This is a genomic window from Arthrobacter jiangjiafuii (assembly GCF_018622995.1).
GTDB classification, from domain to species: Bacteria; Actinomycetota; Actinomycetes; order Actinomycetales; family Micrococcaceae; genus Arthrobacter_B; species Arthrobacter_B jiangjiafuii.
The window spans coordinates 797,319-811,476 of record NZ_CP076022.1 but is presented as its reverse complement, the minus strand read 5'-3'; the positions used below and the strand labels follow the sequence as shown (position 1 = coordinate 811,476).

Here is a 14,158-nt window from a genome sequence, read left to right as displayed (position 1 = left end):
TGGGTTATTTGATGGAGCCTGCGGTGAGCCCGCGGACGATGAAGCGCTGGCCGAAGATCACCAGCAGCAGGGTGGGAATGATGGCCAGTACGGTGCCTGCGAGCACCAGGCCGGCGTTGAAGTTGTCGGCTGACCGCAGCTGGGTGATCCCGATCTGGATGGTCTGCATCTCCGGGGTCTGGGTGACCAGCAGCGGCCAGAAGTACATGTTCCAGGCGGAGAGGAAGGACCAGATGCCCAGGGCTGCCAGCGTTGGCTTGGACAGGGGCACCAGGACCGAGACCAGGAACCGGAAATGCCCGGCACCGTCGATCCGCGCGGCTTCCCACAGCTCCATCGGGAAGGACAGGAACGCCTGGCGGAGCAGGAAAATCCCGAACCCGTGGGCCAGGAACGGCAGCACCAGCGCCGGAATGGTGTTCATCAGCCCGGTCGAGCTCATGGTCAGGTAGTTCGGAATGATGATGGCCTCGGAGGGGACCATCATGGAGCACATGAACAGCGCGAACCAGAAGGCCTTCCCTCGGACCTTCAGGAACACCAGCGCATAGGCGGCCAGCAGCGAGGTGAGCAGCTGGCCCAGCGTGATCAGGCCTGCCATCACTACCGAGTTCAGGTACTGCCGGCCCAGCGGGATGCTGCCCAGGGCGCCGGTGTAGTTCTCCACCCGGAACCCGTCGAAGGGCCACAGCGAGGCGGGATAGGAATTGATGTCTCCGGGGCCCATGAAGGATCCGACAAAACCGAAATACACCGGAAAGAGGACGACGACGGCGCCGGCGGACAGCCCCAGATAGGTCAGGACACGGCCCAGGGTCAGCGGACGGCGCTGCCTCTTCCGCATAACGGGACCGGGCCGGCCCGGGGCTCCGGCACCGGCAGCCCCGGTGCTGCTTGCGGCGGGGACTGCGGTGCGGCTCATTTGTAGAACACCTTTCGCTCCAGGACGCCGAATTGGACCGCAGACACCGCTACCACGATGATCAGCAGCACGACAGCCTGCGCGGAGGCATAGCCGAAGTTCGAGTTGTTGTTGGCAAACGCCTGCTCGTAGATCGAGTAGACGAGGGTGGTGGTGCTGTCCTGCGGCCCGCCCTTGGTGAGGATATGGATCTGGCCGAAGCTTTGCAGGGCATGGATGGTGCCGGTGACCAGCAGGAAGAACAGCTGCGGCGTCAGCAGCGGCATGATGATGGAGCGCTGCATCCGCCAGCCGTGGGCGCCGTCCAGCCGGGCGGCTTCGACGATGTCATCGTTTACCGCCCCGAGCCCGGCCGAAAGGACCAGGAGGTTGTACCCGAGCTGCATCCAGACCGTGGCCAGGGACACCGAAAGCAGTGCCCACGCCGGGTCCGTCAGCCATCCCACCCGGTCCAGCCCGAAAAAGGCCAGCATGCCGTTGAGCACGCCGGTGGCCTGGTTGAACATGACTCCGAAGATCACCGATGCGGTGGCCACCGAATAGGCAAAGGGCAGGGCGAATGCCGTGCGGAAAAACCGCACCGCCTTGATTTTCTGATGCAGCAGCAACGCCAGGGCCAGGGCCAGGACGATCGAGGGGACCACGGTCAGGACGGTGAAGCCCAGGGTTACCCCCATGACGGTGGCGAACCCGGAATCCGTGAACAGCCGCAGGTAATGGTCCAGCCCCACGAATCCGGCCGGCCGGCCGAAGAGGTCGCTGCCTTGGAAGGACAGGAAGACCGACCGTCCCAGGGGATAGAACAGGAACGCGGCAAAAACGAGCAGCGCCGGCAGCAGATACCACCAGGCCTTGATGCTCCCCTTGTCCGCGGCCCGCTCCCCCGGGACCTTGACGGCGGCGCGCGCTGGGGCCGGAGGTGCCTTAACGGTCGTGGGGGCCGGCTCGGCGGCGGGACTCATGCTCCGGTCCGGGAGCAGTGCGCCCCGGTCAGGTTTGCGGCAATCGGACAGCGGACGGATCCGTCCTGCCGCGGCAATCCCTTGAAAATAATGCTCATTCAGTCATTTCCGTCCATGGTTCTTGGGCGCGGCTCTGCGCCTAGGTAATGTGCCTTAGGCCACATTACCCAACCGGTTTAAACGAAAGCAAGGAAACAGAAGGTGAACTTCCGGTGCCGCCGGCATACTTAAGGCCCTGCGGCGCATCGGGTCTTTTCCGCGCAATTGCTACGGGACAAATACCTGTAAACGGCAGAAGGTGCCGTTCCCGACGTCGGGAACGGCACCTTCTCATTGTCGCGGCGGAATCCGCTGCGGAAATCAGCTCAATGACACCGGCGGGCCCAGGTAAAGCAGCACTCTGAAGACCACGGCGATGCCCGCCAGGACCACAACCACCGAGACGGCCGGACGGCGCAGGACCACGGCCTGGATCTTTTCCGCGAAGCCCGCGGGAGCCTCGCCGCCCGGGGCGAGGCGCCAGCCGCCGTCGAGCTTTTTCCTGCGGTCCATCGACCGCTCGAAGGGAATAGTGGCATACGGAATTACCGCGGTGGCCAGGCCGAGGAAGATCGTGGCAGGAGACCATTTCTGGTTCACGCCCACAAAGACGGTGCTCGCGGCGTAGGACAGGAAGACAAAGCCGTGCAGGCCGCCGGCGATCGGGCTGAAGGCCTCGTTGTCCAGGACGTACTTGGCGAACATGGCGGCCAGGAGCAGGGTCCAGGTGACGGCCTCGGCGAAGGCCAGGGAGCGGAACAGGGTGCGGGGTGTCATCGGGCTCTTTCGGTGCGCTTCGGATGCTGCGGCCATTCCGCCGGACCAGGAACAGGTTGCCAACGGATGGTCAGTATCGTATCGCGGCGGCGGTGGGCGGCCCTCATGGAAAGCCGTCGGTGCGAGCAAGATCAACCGTTTGATGGACCGCCGGCCGGACTCGGCCGCCCGTCAGCGGACCTTCGGCACGTCGAGCGGTTCATATTCCGGATCACCAGCATCCTTTGTACGTGCGGTCCCGGGGCAGGAACAGGCCGCTGCAGGTGTTCCGCCGGGCCGGTGGCCCGCCTAGCATTAAAGCCGCGGCGTGGAGCCTCCGCGCCGAAGAACGGGAGGAGCACCCATGAAAGCGGCCCGCTACTACGACCGTGGTGATATCCGGATAGATGACCTGCCCGAGCCGGTTCTCAGCCCGGGAACGGTGGGAGTGGACGTCGCCTGGTGCGGCATCTGCGGCACCGACCTGCACGAATACCTTGAAGGCCCGATCTTCGCGCCCGCCCAGGGCCAGCCCCATCCCATTTCGGGCGAATCCCTGCCCATCACCCTGGGCCACGAGTTCTCCGGTGTCGTCTATGCCGTCGGTGAGGGCGTCGACGATATTGAGGTCGGCCAGCACGTCGTGATCGAGCCCTACATCATCCGGGACGACGTCGACACCGGGCCGGAGAGCCGCGACTATCACCTCTCCCCCGACATGAACTTCATCGGGCTGGCCGGACGCGGCGGCGGCCTCGGCGAGAAGGTCGTGGTGCAGCGGCGCTGGGTGCACCCCATCGATTCCTCCGTGCCGCTGGACCAGGCCGCCCTGATCGAGCCGCTCTCCGTGGGCTATCACGCCGTCGAGCGTTCCGGGGCGAAGGCCGGCGACTTTGCCCTGGTGGGCGGGGCCGGGCCGATCGGACTGCTGACGGCAGCGGTGCTCAAGGCCCTGGGCGTCACCGTGGCGATCTCAGAACTCAGTCCGCTGCGCCGGCAGAAGGCCCTCGATTCCGGGGTGGCCGACCATGCGCTGGATCCGGCCGTCGCCGATGTCACCGAGGAGGTGCGGAGGCTCACCGGCGGCAAGGGCGCTGATGTCGCCTTTGAATGCAGCAGCGTCCAGGCCGTCCTGGACACGCTCATGGAGGCCCTGCGGCCCACCGGTGTGCTGGTCGTGGTATCCATCTGGGGCAAGCGGGCCAATTTCGATATGCACAAACTCGTCATGAAGGAGATCGACCTGCGTGGCACCATCGCGTACGTCAACTCCCATCCGGCGGTGATCAAGATGGTTGAATCCGGCCAGATTGACCTCTCTCCTTTTATTACCGGGAAGATCGGTCTGGAGGGGCTGGTCGATGAGGGCTTCGATACCCTGATCAACCGCAACGAGTCGGCGGTGAAGATTCTGGTTTCGCCCTCCGGCGAGGGCCTGTAACACGAACGGGCACCGGCCGGGCACCCGTCCGGGTGCTCGGCGGGTGCCCCGTCCTTGGATCCGGGTCAGCTCCGGCCGGCCGGAGCCGCTTCGAACTCCGCACGGGTGGGGTACGAGGTCTGCGTACCCCGGCGGGTGACAGAGACTGCGGCGTACCGGTTGGCCAGGAGCAGCGAGCCGCGGACATCCCCGGTCTTCACCAGGGCGTGGCTGAAGCAGCCAATGAAGGAATCGCCGGCTCCGGTGGTGTCCAGCGCCGCCACCTTGTGGCCCTGGATCAGCTCGGCGCCGTCCTGGCTGAGCCACAGCACTCCGCGCGAGCCCATGGTGACAATGACGTTGGGCACGCCCTTGGCCAGAATGGTTCCGGCCGCGGCGCGCACCTGGTCATCGGTGTCCACCGGCATGCCGGTCAGCAGCGCCAGTTCCGTTTCGTTCGGAACGAAGTAGTCGCACTTGGCGACCTGGGCAAAGTCCAGGTCCGCGCTGGCAGGCGCCGGATTGAGCAGCACGGGGATGCCGTGCCGGTTGCCGAAGTCGATGGCCGCGTAGACGGTCTCCAGGTTCACTTCGAGCTGCAGGACGATCAGCGAGCACGCAGCGATGGCGGTGCCTGCGTTTTCAATGTCTTCGGGGGTCAGGAACGCGTTGGCTCCCTTGGCGATGACAATCGAGTTGCGGGAGTTCTCGTCCACGAAGATCGGTGCAACCCCGCTGGGGCCCGGAGAGGACAGCACATAGGTGGTATCGATGCCGTTGGCCTCGAAGTTCGCCCGGGTGGTCTGGGCAAATACGTCGTCGCCCACGCGGGTCACCATCAGGACCGAGGAGCCCATGCGGGCCGCGGCCACGGCCTGGTTGGCGCCCTTGCCGCCGCATCCCATCTGGAATTCGGCGGCTTCCACCGTTTCGCCTTCAGCGGGCATGCGGTTGAGGTAGGAAATGAGATCCACCATGTTGGAGCCGATTACTGCGATGTCCATCTACGCCTCTTCTTTGATGCCGGTACTGACATGGAACGTGCGGCTCTGGCCGGGGGCCAGCTCCACCAGGGTTCCGGCCGCCTGGGCAGCGAGGAACCCTTCCGGACGCGACGTTCCCGGCAGGACAAACGACGCTGTCTTCTGGTCTGCGTTGTGCAGCAGCCAACGGGTGGCCACGGGAAAGTCACTGCTCGAAAAGCGGGTGCAGAACGTGGTGCCGTCGGTGCGTTCCATGCGGAACTCCAGGTCTTTACCGTATCGGTCCAGGTCCTCGGCGAAGTACACAATCTCAGGGTCGTACTCCTGCGGGGAGTCCAGCAGGTCCGTTGCCACGGTGCCGGCCTGGATGGCCTCGTTGAAGGCCGTCCAGCGCGGCGTGGGCGTCACATGGGCCGGCACGCTCTCCCGCAGCGCAAACGCGCCGTCGGGCAGTGACTGGGACATGCGGGCGCCGTCGGCGTAGGCGTAGTTCAGGTGGCACATGTACTGCAGCGGCATGGTGCGTGCCGCCGAAAGGTTGGTGACGGCCAGGTCGATGTCGAACATCGCCGCTCCGGCATGGAGGCGGACGTGCGGCACTGCCTCATAGTGGTGGCCGAAGCCCTTCACATACTCATAACGGCCCGAGACGGCCACGGAGCCGGCGTCGATTTCCAGCCAGGCCTCGTCGAAGTCGGCGCAGGCGAACTCGCCGTGCAGGGGATGGTCGTCCTCCGGCGAGGGGCAGCCGGCCGCCAGCAGTCCGGAGTGGAAACCGAAGCAGCCGTAGGTGTCCTCGATCAGCGTGCTCTTTTTCGGCTGACTGAAGGTGGACTCCATCCGCAGGCTCACGCCGTCGAACTCGGCATCCCAGATGATCTGTCCGAGGAACGGCAGCACCTCGACCTTGCCGCGCGAGTTGCGAACGGTCACTGACTCCACGCCGCTGGGGTACCGGTGGCCGGTCACGGTGAATTCCGCCGATTCGGCCAGGGTCACGGCCGCAGCCGAGAAGTGCTCCTTACGCAGGCTGATGCGATACATGCTCAACCCGCCCTTCTGCGGTTTCGGTCCGGCGGAGGTGCCGGAAGTGCAGAAGCACGACGACGAAGCAGAGGAGGGAGACCACGAAGGCCAGCTGCATGGAGCCGGTCAGGTCCGAAACCAGGCCCTGGAGCACCGGAATCACCGCACCGCCCACGATCGCCATGATGAGGACTGCGCCGCCCGTCTCGGTGTGGCGCTTGTCTTCGATCGAGTCCAGCGTGCGGCCGAAGATGGTGGCCCAGCAGGGGCCGAAGAGGCCGGAGACAAGCACTGCAGCCCAGACCGCGCTCATGTTCGGAACAAACATCACGTAGACAATGGCCAGGCTGCCCGCCGCGGAGAAGGCGACCAGCACGGTGTTCACGTTGAACCGGGCCATCAGGAAGTTGGCGATGACCTTGCCCACGAAGAAGGCGATGAAGGCGTAGACCATGTAGTTGGCTGCGGTGCGTTCATTGAGTGAGTCATCCAGGTCCAGCGCCAGCCGGATCGTGAAGGACCAGACCGCGGTCTGCATGCCCACGTACATGAACTGGGTAAAGATGCCGCGCAGGAAGGCCTTATTTCGGCGCAGGTAGGCGAGGGTTTCGCCGATCTTCGCGGTGGCTTCATGCGTCTTGTCGACCAGCGGCTTGCAGTGCGGGAACTTGGTCAGCGCCACGACAATGAAGACGACCACCAGGATCATGATGATGTACCGGTACGGCAGCAGGGTGCGCTGCAGCATTTCGGAGCTGAAGGCGGCCTTTTCGGCGGCCGTCATGGTAGCCATCTGGGCGTCCAGGGAGTCACCGTCGGTGAAGACCAGGTACTTGCCCAGCAGGATGCCCAGGACCGAGCCGATGGGATAGAAGGTCTGCGAGATGTTCAGGCGCAGCGTGGAGGTCTTCTTCGGGCCGAGCATGGTGGAGTAGGTGTTGCAGGCGGTCTCCAGGAAGCTCAGTCCGACGGCGATCGCGAACAGTGCCACCAGGAACATGCTGTAGGTGGCCATGTGCGAGGCCGGGAAGAACAGTGCGCAGCCGAGGATGTAGACGGCCAGGCCGATCATCACGCCGACCTTGTAGGAGAACCGCTTGATGATGCGGGAGGCCGGAATGGCGATGATGAAATAGCCCGCGTAGAAGGCGGACTGGACAAAGGCAGTGGCCATGTCGCTGAGCGTGAAGACGGACTTGAACTGCGTAATAAGGATGTCGTTCAGGCTGGCTGCCGCTCCCCACAGCGGGAAGCAGAGCGAAATCAGCAGGAACTGGAAGTACGGAATGCGGCTGAGGTATCCATCCGGCTGCTGCACGGCGGAGTTCTTGATCAGCATTACTGCGCGCTTCCGGCGAGGATCGCCGCTCCGGCCGAGGCACCGACACGGGAAGCACCGGCGTCGACCATGGCCGCGAGGTCTTCCGGGGTGCGGACGCCGCCGGAGGCCTTGACGCCCAGGTCCGGGCCGACGGTCTCGCGCATGATGCGCACCGCTTCCACGGTGGCGCCGTGCTTGGAGAATCCGGTGGAGGTCTTCACGAAGTCGGCGCCGGCTGCGACGGCCCGGCGGGAGGCCTCGGCCGTCTGCTCGGCGGTGAGCAGGCAGGTTTCCAGGATGACCTTGACCAGCACCGGGGATTCCGCGGCGGCCTCGACGACGGCGCGGATGTCCGCTTCGACGTCGTCCCAGGCTCCGGCCAGCGCCCAGCCCACGTTGATGACCATGTCCACTTCGTCGGCACCGTTCGCGATGGCGTCGGTGGTTTCGAAGGCCTTGACGGCAGTGGTGGAGGCGCCCAGGGGGAACCCGATGACGGTGCAGATGCCCACCGGGGTGCCCTCGGCGGCCCGGTGGGCCCGGCTGACCCAGGTCGGGTTGACGCACACCGTTTTGAACTGGTGGTCAACGGCTTCCTGGACAAGGGTGTCGATCTGCCCGGCTGTTGCCGTCGGGGCAAGCAGGGTGTGATCGATGAGCTGCGAAGTCTGGGACATGTGAGGTGAGCCTCCTCGTTGAGGGATTTTCCTCACTGTATGAGTGGGCTGGAACACATGTCAAATTCAGGTTTTACATATGTACCGCCAGCCGGGCGGGCTAGCTCGCCGCCCGCTGCCGGGTCAGGTGCAGGACCTTCCGGGCGGTGTCCTGGTCCACCACCAGATGGGTGGCGAATCCGGCCCGCAGTGCGGCCTCGATAGCCTGGACCTTCTCCTCTCCCCCGGCAACCAGGAGCCGGGTGTGGACACCGCGCAGGTCCTCGAGGGTGATGCCGACCGTGCGCTCGTCCAGCTGCGGCACGCAGGCGTTGCCGTCGTCGTCGAAAAAGCGCGAGCAGATGTCCCCCACGGCCCGGGCGGCGATGCCCGCCTTCTCCGTTTCGCTCAGGTAGCCGAGGTTGAACAGCATGGCGTCGGGGCGGATCGCCCCCACGGTGAAGACCGCGACGTCGGCCTCGCGGCCCATTTCGATGACCCGCCGGATGTGCTTCTCCCCCTCCACCAGGCGCTTCACCTCGAGGGACTCGAAGATCACCGGCAGCGGCAGGGTGCGGGCAAATGCGCCGAAGGCGTTGCAGAACAAGGTGATGGTCTCGAAGTCATTCGTGGCCCGGGTGGTGTAGGAGACTCCGCCCTTGAGCTGGATGATCTCCACCCCGCGCCGCTCCTGGTGGCTGAGGTTCTTCGCCACGGCGTACATGGTCTCGCCCCAGGTGACGCCCACCAGGTCGCCGTCGGTCACGTTTTCGGTGAGTACCGCCGCTCCGACCTTGCCCAGCTCACCGCTCAGGTTCGCGCCGTTCTCCGGCAGGACGGCCAGGCGGACCTCCTGCAGCCCGAAGGCGGCGCGCAGCTCGGCCGCCAGTGATGATTCCCGTTCCCGCGGATCGTGGATAGTGATGGTGACGTAGCCCCGGTCCTTGCCGTACTGGATGAGCTTGGAAACAGTGGGGCGCGACAGTCCCAGCCGCTGCGCCACCTCGCTCTGCGAAAGCCCCTCGTCGTAATAGAGCTTTATCGCGTCCAGCGATTGTTCGTCCCGCGCATCCATTGGTGCCCCCTCTTTGCTTCTCCCCATGAGCCGCACACAGGTGATTGTTCCATCCCCGGGACGCAAACGGGTCCGGCGGCTGCCGGTGCAGCTACTTCCGGTAGGTCAGCGGTTCAGTGATCCAGTCCAGGTCGTCCCACCGGTCCAGCCGCTGCAGGATGGTGAAAGTGGAGCGGAAAAACTCGCCCACGGCCTGTTGCGGATCCGGCGCGGCGAAGGCGTCCTCCAGGCTGAAAAGGAACTCGCTCTCCGGGGTGAGGAAATGGGCCTTTTCCGGCGCCAGCAGGGTCCCGTAACTGCCGATGCTGGCCAGGAACGGGTAGGGCAGGGCATAGAAGGACGGAACGGGGATCTTGGTGTCGCCGGGCCAGAAACCGAACTCGCACAACTTCTCATCGAAGGCGTTCCGGCCGATCATGTCCGAGCCCGAATACGGCGCCGGCTGGCCGCTGTAGACGATTCCGGACAGGTCCATCGTCCCGAACCAGAACGCCGGCATGTCGGTCTTGCCGCGCATAGGAGCCAGGAAGCCGGTCAGGGACCGGTGCGCAAAGTGCAGGTTGGCCAGGAACAGCTCCACCGCAGCCCGGTCATAGGAGTGGTGCTCCGTGTCCTGGTCAAAGGGGGTGGGATCGTGGAACTCCTGCGGCACCGGGTTGATCGGCGTCGGCGTCCCGATGTAGTCCAGCGCCCCCATCAGCTGTCCATGGAAATCTGCGACGCTCAGTCCGTCGCCTAGCGGGATGCGGGTCCTGTTCCCCAGGCTGTCCTGGACATCCACATGATGGTGGACCAGGTTGAAGTAGATCTCGAAATTGCGGTCCTGGGCCGGGATGATGCCCGTGCCAATCCCCTGGATGGTCAGATACATCCGGACGTGACCCCATTCGGGCCGTTTGTAGCCGCGCTCCACCTTTACCTTCCCAGCCATCTGCAGGAACAGGTGCAGGGTGTCGGCGGTGTCCTGCCAATCCGGATAATTCAGGAATCGCTTGTCCATGGATTTCGCCTCTCGATCGGCGGCGGGCCGGGTCCTCTCCAGTGTGTGGGCCGCCCGTAATACGGGTCAACGACGGCGGCGGGGCTGGCTAGACTGAAACCCCAAACCCCGGAGCTGCCACATGAATACCCCCGCCCCTGTCCCCTCCCGCACGGCCGTGATCGCCGACGTCGACACCGGCCTGGACGACGCCCTGGCCCTGGTGTTCCTGGCCCGCGATCCGCGGATCGATCTGCTGGCGGTGACCTGCGTGGCCGGCAACACCGGCGTGGACCAGGTGGTGCGCAATACCTTGGATGTGCTGCACGCGGCCGGGGCCGGCAGCGTTCCCGTGGCCCGCGGCGCGGAGCAGCCGCTGATCAACGAGTGGCGCGATGCCCATGCCTTCCACGGCGCCAACGGCCTCGGAGGCCTCGAGCTGCCGCGGAATCCGCACGCCCCCAGCCCGCTAGCCGCCGTCGAACTCATGCACCGGACCATTGAGGACGCGCCGGCCCCGGTGACCCTGCTGGCCCTGGGCCCGCTGACCAACGTGGCGCTGTTCCTGCGCGCCTATCCGCAGACTGCCCGGAAGCTGGAGCGGATCGTCTTCATGGGCGGCTCCGCCGGGATCGGCAACGCCACCTCGCACGCCGAATTCAACGCCTGGCACGATCCCGAGGCCCTGACGATCGTGATCCACAGCGGCATCCCCACCGTGATGTACGGGCTGGACGTCTTTGTCCAGGCGACCCTGACGCCGGAGCAGTACCTTCCGTTCGCGGAGATGAACGATGACGGCGCCCGCCTGGTCGGCGAGGTCCTCGCCGTCGGCGGCCGGCGCGGACGGGCGGATGCTGAAGGCGGCAGCGGAACCGGGCCGGACACCGCCGGCCTGGCGCCGGTGACGCTCGGGGACGCCGGTGCCGCCTGCCTGATCGCGGTTCCGGAAACGGTGCAGCTGGCGCGTTATCCGGTGCGGGTGGAACTGAACGGGCACAGCCGCGGGCAGACCCTGGTGGACCGCCGGCTGCAGCCGGGGGAAAGCGAGCACCACGGAGATGCGGGTCCGGTGCCAGTCATCGAGGTCGCCGTCGGGCTGGACCACCCGCTGATGGCCGCTACCTTCCTGCAGACAATCCAGCGGCAGGCCCCTCTCACGTAGCCGCCACTACGCCGGCCGGCGTAGTGGCGCAAACCACTGTCCGGCCCCCTTGTTCCCGACTAACGGCCGCCCCTAGGCTGAACGGGGCGCCTTGGGTGCACTGCCCCGATCCCCCACACTCGTTTCCGTTTCGCCTTTCCACGCCGTTATGCCTTTCCATCTGCAAGGAGCACCGTTGAGCAACCCCGCCAGGGCCCAGGGCAGCCGCCCCTCCTACCGTCCGGGGATCAAGTACATCCTGATGCTGGGTGCATTGGCGGCACTGCCGGCGGTCACCACCGACATGTACCTGCCCTCGCTGCCCACCGTCGCCTCGGATCTGGGGACCAGCCAGGCCGCCGCCCAGTTCACCATGTCAGGGACGCTGCTCGGCGCCGCCGTCGGCCAGCTGGTCATCGGCCCGTTCTCTGACCGGTTCGGGCGGCGCCTGCCCCTGTTGATCGGCATCAGCCTCCACATTGTCGTGTCCCTGCTGTGCGCCGTCGCGCCCGGCATCGGCACCCTGATCGGGCTGCGGGTACTGCAGGGTTTCTTTAATGCGGCCGCCGGCGTCGTTGCCATTGCCGTCATCCGTGACCGTTTCGTGGGGTCCGACGCGGCCCGGCTGCTGTCCCGCCTGATGCTGGTGATCGGGCTGGCCCCGCTGCTGGCTCCGACCATCGGCCAGGCCGTGGCCAGCATCTGGCAATGGCGGGCGGTCTTCGTGGCCCTGGCCTTGATCGGGCTGGTGCTGGTGCTCATTGTCTGGCGCTTCATGCCCGAGACGCTGCCGGTGGAGCGCCGCCGCACCTCCGGCGGTCCGAGCGCATTCCGCGGCTACCGGGTCCTGCTGAAGGACCGGCACTTCGTGGCGCTGGCCTTCATCCCCGGCCTGGGCATGGCCGTGATCATGAGCTACGTGGTGGGCTCCCCGTTTGTCTTCCAGGATGAGTACGGCCTGACCGCCGGACAGTACGCCCTGGTGTTCGCGATCAACGGTGCCGGCATGGTCATCTCGGCGCAGGCCAACGCGGCCCTGGTCCGGTTTGCCCCGCCCATGAACATCCTGCGCATCGCCGTCCCCGTCCTGCTGGGGCTGTCCCTGCTGCTGCCGGTGATCGTCCTGACCGGGTTTGGCGGTGTCTTCGGGCTGGCCGCCGGGCTGTGGCTGGTGCTGGGAATGCACGGTCTGATCGCAGCCAATGCCACGGTCATGGCGCTGGGGAATTACGGGCACATGGCCGGGTCCGCCGCGGCGCTGATCGGAGCCCTGCAGGTTGGGGTGGCCGGAGCGGTGAGCCCCCTGGTAGGCGTGTTCGGCGGGCAGGCGCTGGCCATGTCAGGTGTGATTATCGGCTGCTGCCTGCTGATGGCCGTGATCCTCGCGGTGGCCACCCCCGCGTACCGGCGGGGCCGAGGGGCGGCTCCGGAAAGTACCGGGGCCGCCGGGCCCGGGGTCCAGGCGCCGAAGGACGAGATCACGCCCTAACCCGGCGTCCATTGTCGGGCTGAGGCCGTTTGCGCGGCGTGAGTGTCGGGATCACGCCCCACCGCGGCATCCACTGTCGGGATCACGCCGTTTTCGTGCTGCCATTCGGGCATGAGCTCCACAGTCGGCGAAGGGGTCGGGCACGAGCTCCACAGTCGGCGAAGGCGCCGCACCCCGGGCCGGACCGCTGACCACAACCCGCTGAGGATCCTGGCCCTCACCCGCCCCGCCCCAGGTCCCTACCCCACAGCGGCCAGCGGGCGGACCGCATCCGGAGCAGGTCCGGTGCTCTGCCGCACCACCAGGGAGGTGGCCAGGTCCAGCCGGAGGTTGTTCGGCTCCTCACCCTCGCGCAGCATCAGCACCATCCGCGCCGCCTCCTCAGCCATTTCAATCAGCGGCTGATGCACCGTGGTCAGGGCCGGACTGGACCAGCGGGCCACCTGCAGATCGTCGTACCCGACAATCGATAGGTCCCCGGGCACCGAGATCCCGAGCTGGCGAGCAGCATCCAGGACCCCAAGTGCCTGAATGTCGCTGCCGGCGAAAATGGCAGTGGGACGGTTCGGCTGGCGGAGCAGTTCCAGGGCGTTGTCCCGGCCGCCGTCGACGTGGAAGTTGCCGTAGCGGATCAGCTGGCGGTCGAAGGGCAGCCCGGCAGCATTCAGCGCCGTACGGTAACCGTCAATCCGCGCCAAAGAACACATCACGTCCGCCGGACCGGTGATGGCGGCAATGCGGGTGTGCCCCAGATCGATGAGGTGCCGGGTGGCCATCATTCCGCCGGCCCAGTTGGCCGACCCGACCGAGGGCACATCCGGAGCCGGATCGCCGGCCGGATCGATGATCGCAAAGGGAATGGACCGGGACTCCAGCTGCCGCCGGCAGTCCTGCGGCAGGTCGGCGAAGACCAGCACGACGCCGGCGGGCTGGCGGGCGATCACGCCCTCCACCCATTCGGGGCCTGGCGCATGCCGGGTGCCGCTTTCGGTAAGCACCACGCTGAGCCCGTTTTCGCTGGCCACGTTTTCCACGCCCCGGATGATTTCCAGCGCCCAGGCACTCTCCAACTCGTGGAACACCAGCTCCAGCAGCCGGGACTTCGGCGTGCGGGTGCCGCGCCGCTGATAGCCGTGCTCATCCAGCAGGACCTCAACTTTCGCGCGGGTGGTGCGGGAAACGTCGGTCCTGCCGTTCAGGACTTTCGAAATCGTCGACAGTGAAACGCCGGCTTCCGCAGCCAGTTCCGCAAGAGTTACGCGGGCGGAAGGGGTGGGTGCGGACATGCATGCTCCTCGATGCTCGATAAAGATCCCGGCAAGATTCTGCCAAATAAGTGTTGCAGATCACAGACCAGTCAACCTAAGCTATCGGCATCCGCTATCT

The 14,158-nt window shown here is 66.0% G+C and carries 13 protein-coding genes; 3 read left to right on the top strand and 10 right to left on the bottom strand.

Going from position 1 to position 14,158, the window contains the following annotated elements; all coding sequences use genetic code 11:
- Window positions 1–4: 4 nt before the first annotated feature.
- The 3 genes from KKR91_RS03920 to KKR91_RS03910 all read right to left on the bottom strand — a co-directional run bounded on the left by KKR91_RS03920 (window position 5) and on the right by KKR91_RS03910 (window position 2,700).
- Window positions 5–922 carry a carbohydrate ABC transporter permease gene (locus KKR91_RS03920; protein ID WP_237686596.1) on the bottom strand — a complete coding sequence of 306 codons (918 nt, stop codon included), beginning with the start codon at window positions 920–922 and terminating at the stop codon, window positions 5–7.
- Window positions 919–1,884 (bottom strand): carbohydrate ABC transporter permease, encoded by a 966-nt coding sequence (locus KKR91_RS03915; RefSeq protein ID WP_210230046.1) that lies wholly within the window; start codon window positions 1,882–1,884, stop codon window positions 919–921. Before KKR91_RS03915 ends, KKR91_RS03920 begins: the two co-directional genes overlap by 4 nt.
- 360 nt (window positions 1,885–2,244) lie before the next feature.
- A complete protein-coding gene (locus KKR91_RS03910; protein ID WP_210230044.1) occupies window positions 2,245–2,700 on the bottom strand; it encodes a DUF3817 domain-containing protein in 456 nt (151 codons plus the stop codon).
- A 343-nt stretch (window positions 2,701–3,043) separates the two neighbouring features.
- Here KKR91_RS03910 and KKR91_RS03905 point away from each other — a divergent pair, with 343 nt between their 5' ends.
- The gene (locus KKR91_RS03905; protein WP_210230042.1) at window positions 3,044–4,120 is read left to right on the top strand and encodes a 2,3-butanediol dehydrogenase; all 1,077 of its coding nucleotides are present in this window, start codon (window positions 3,044–3,046) and stop codon (window positions 4,118–4,120) included.
- A 65-nt stretch (window positions 4,121–4,185) separates the two neighbouring features.
- Here KKR91_RS03905 and rbsK read toward each other — a convergent pair whose 3' ends face one another.
- The 6 genes from rbsK to KKR91_RS03875 form a co-directional block, all read right to left on the bottom strand.
- The gene (rbsK, locus tag KKR91_RS03900) at window positions 4,186–5,103 is read right to left on the bottom strand and encodes a ribokinase (protein ID WP_210230040.1); all 918 of its coding nucleotides are present in this window, start codon (window positions 5,101–5,103) and stop codon (window positions 4,186–4,188) included.
- Complete coding sequence (locus KKR91_RS03895) at window positions 5,104–6,126, bottom strand: aldose 1-epimerase family protein (protein ID WP_210230037.1); 1,023 nt, start codon at window positions 6,124–6,126, stop codon at window positions 5,104–5,106.
- Entirely contained in the window at window positions 6,104–7,447 is a 1,344-nt protein-coding gene (gene fucP, locus KKR91_RS03890; RefSeq protein WP_210230035.1) for an L-fucose:H+ symporter permease, read from the bottom strand. The genes KKR91_RS03895 and fucP overlap by 23 nt, the downstream gene beginning before the upstream one ends.
- Complete coding sequence (deoC, locus tag KKR91_RS03885; protein WP_210230034.1) at window positions 7,447–8,106, bottom strand: deoxyribose-phosphate aldolase; 660 nt, start codon at window positions 8,104–8,106, stop codon at window positions 7,447–7,449. Before deoC ends, fucP begins: the two co-directional genes overlap by 1 nt.
- Before the next feature lie 100 nt (window positions 8,107–8,206).
- Window positions 8,207–9,160 (bottom strand): sugar-binding transcriptional regulator, encoded by a 954-nt coding sequence (locus KKR91_RS03880; protein WP_210230032.1) that lies wholly within the window; start codon window positions 9,158–9,160, stop codon window positions 8,207–8,209.
- Between the two features lie 91 nt (window positions 9,161–9,251).
- Entirely contained in the window at window positions 9,252–10,160 is a 909-nt protein-coding gene (locus KKR91_RS03875; RefSeq protein WP_210230030.1) for a DUF5996 family protein, read from the bottom strand.
- 121 nt (window positions 10,161–10,281) lie between these two features.
- On the opposite strand from KKR91_RS03875, the gene KKR91_RS03870 reads away from it, so the two are divergent.
- Both KKR91_RS03870 and KKR91_RS03865 read left to right on the top strand, forming a co-directional pair.
- Window positions 10,282–11,304: a nucleoside hydrolase gene (locus KKR91_RS03870; protein ID WP_210230029.1), complete on the top strand. Its 1,023-nt coding sequence runs from the start codon at window positions 10,282–10,284 to the stop codon at window positions 11,302–11,304.
- A gap of 175 nt (window positions 11,305–11,479) precedes the next feature.
- Window positions 11,480–12,772, top strand: coding sequence for a multidrug effflux MFS transporter (locus tag KKR91_RS03865; protein ID WP_237687480.1), 1,293 nt, complete (start codon window positions 11,480–11,482; stop codon window positions 12,770–12,772).
- 239 nt (window positions 12,773–13,011) lie between these two features.
- Here KKR91_RS03865 and KKR91_RS03860 read toward each other — a convergent pair whose 3' ends face one another.
- Entirely contained in the window at window positions 13,012–14,058 is a 1,047-nt protein-coding gene (locus KKR91_RS03860; RefSeq protein WP_210230025.1) for a LacI family DNA-binding transcriptional regulator, read from the bottom strand.
- Window positions 14,059–14,158 lie beyond the last annotated feature (100 nt).

Excerpts from the sequence above, each read along its gene's own strand:
- KKR91_RS03920 (WP_237686596.1), bottom strand. The coding sequence starts at position 922 with ATGAGCCGCACCGCAGTCCCCGCCGCAAGCAGCACCGGGGCTGCCGGT.
- KKR91_RS03915 (WP_210230046.1), bottom strand. The coding sequence starts at position 1,884 with ATGAGTCCCGCCGCCGAGCCGGCCCCCACGACCGTTAAGGCACCTCCG.
- KKR91_RS03910 (WP_210230044.1), bottom strand. The coding sequence starts at position 2,700 with ATGACACCCCGCACCCTGTTCCGCTCCCTGGCCTTCGCCGAGGCCGTC.
- KKR91_RS03905 (WP_210230042.1), top strand. The coding sequence starts at position 3,044 with ATGAAAGCGGCCCGCTACTACGACCGTGGTGATATCCGGATAGATGAC.
- rbsK (WP_210230040.1), bottom strand. The coding sequence starts at position 5,103 with ATGGACATCGCAGTAATCGGCTCCAACATGGTGGATCTCATTTCCTAC.
- KKR91_RS03895 (WP_210230037.1), bottom strand. The coding sequence starts at position 6,126 with ATGTATCGCATCAGCCTGCGTAAGGAGCACTTCTCGGCTGCGGCCGTG.
- fucP (WP_210230035.1), bottom strand. The coding sequence starts at position 7,447 with ATGCTGATCAAGAACTCCGCCGTGCAGCAGCCGGATGGATACCTCAGC.
- deoC (WP_210230034.1), bottom strand. The coding sequence starts at position 8,106 with ATGTCCCAGACTTCGCAGCTCATCGATCACACCCTGCTTGCCCCGACG.
- KKR91_RS03880 (WP_210230032.1), bottom strand. The coding sequence starts at position 9,160 with ATGGATGCGCGGGACGAACAATCGCTGGACGCGATAAAGCTCTATTAC.
- KKR91_RS03875 (WP_210230030.1), bottom strand. The coding sequence starts at position 10,160 with ATGGACAAGCGATTCCTGAATTATCCGGATTGGCAGGACACCGCCGAC.
- KKR91_RS03870 (WP_210230029.1), top strand. The coding sequence starts at position 10,282 with ATGAATACCCCCGCCCCTGTCCCCTCCCGCACGGCCGTGATCGCCGAC.
- KKR91_RS03860 (WP_210230025.1), bottom strand. The coding sequence starts at position 14,058 with ATGTCCGCACCCACCCCTTCCGCCCGCGTAACTCTTGCGGAACTGGCT.